Origin of the sequence: Thioclava sp. F28-4 (assembly GCF_002020045.1) — a bacterium.
Taxonomy (GTDB): domain Bacteria; phylum Pseudomonadota; class Alphaproteobacteria; order Rhodobacterales; family Rhodobacteraceae; genus Thioclava; species Thioclava sediminum.
Genome location: NZ_MPZQ01000052.1, coordinates 1 through 662, shown reverse-complemented (window position 1 = coordinate 662; position 662 = coordinate 1). Strand labels below are relative to the sequence as shown.

Genomic DNA, 662 nt, shown 5'->3' with positions numbered 1-662 from the left:
CCGGTCGCGCGCAACGACATGCTCGAGACAACGGGCTACAGCTTCCTGCCCGCCTTCGGCGCTGTCGGCTTCGAGTTCGGGCAGAACATCACGAAAGGGATCGGTCGTCCGGTTGCGCAGACGCAGAACGGATCGGTCACGCTTTCGACGATGGGCGGGCCGACCTCGTGGAAGATCGGGAACGACACCTATGCCTTCGTCTCGGCGGGTGCGCAGAAAGCCAATTACGACCGCACCACCAATGCGATCGGCTACGACGTCAAATCGCATTACATGATGCTGGGCGGCGAGAAATTCGTCGGCAATCAAGTCTCGGTCGGCCTCTTCGGCGGCTACTCGGACGGCACCTCCGATGCCGATCAGAGCCGCGGCAGCATCGATGGCTCCGGCGGCTTCGTCGGTGGCTTCGTGCGAACGGCCTTCGGCAATGGTGGCGCGGCGCAGTTCATGATCGGCTATCAGGATCTTTCCTACGACATGAGCCGCAATGTCATGGGATCGACCGCACGGGCGAGCACGGATGGCCATCAGGTCTTCGGCGCGATCGATGCCGAGTACATGTTCGGCCAAGATCGTCTTCGCTTCGGCCCGACGGGTTCACTCGAAATGTATCACCTCTCGGTGGACGGCTTCGACGAAACCGGCGCGGGCGCGTGGAACCT

1 protein-coding gene is annotated in these 662 nt (G+C 62.4%); it reads left to right on the top strand.

What is annotated here, in order from left to right; all coding sequences use genetic code 11:
* Positions 1-18: 18 nt before the first annotated feature.
* Positions 19-662: autotransporter outer membrane beta-barrel domain-containing protein (locus BMI87_RS21830; RefSeq protein WP_146681745.1), on the top strand; the 644-nt coding region annotated here is incomplete at its 3' end.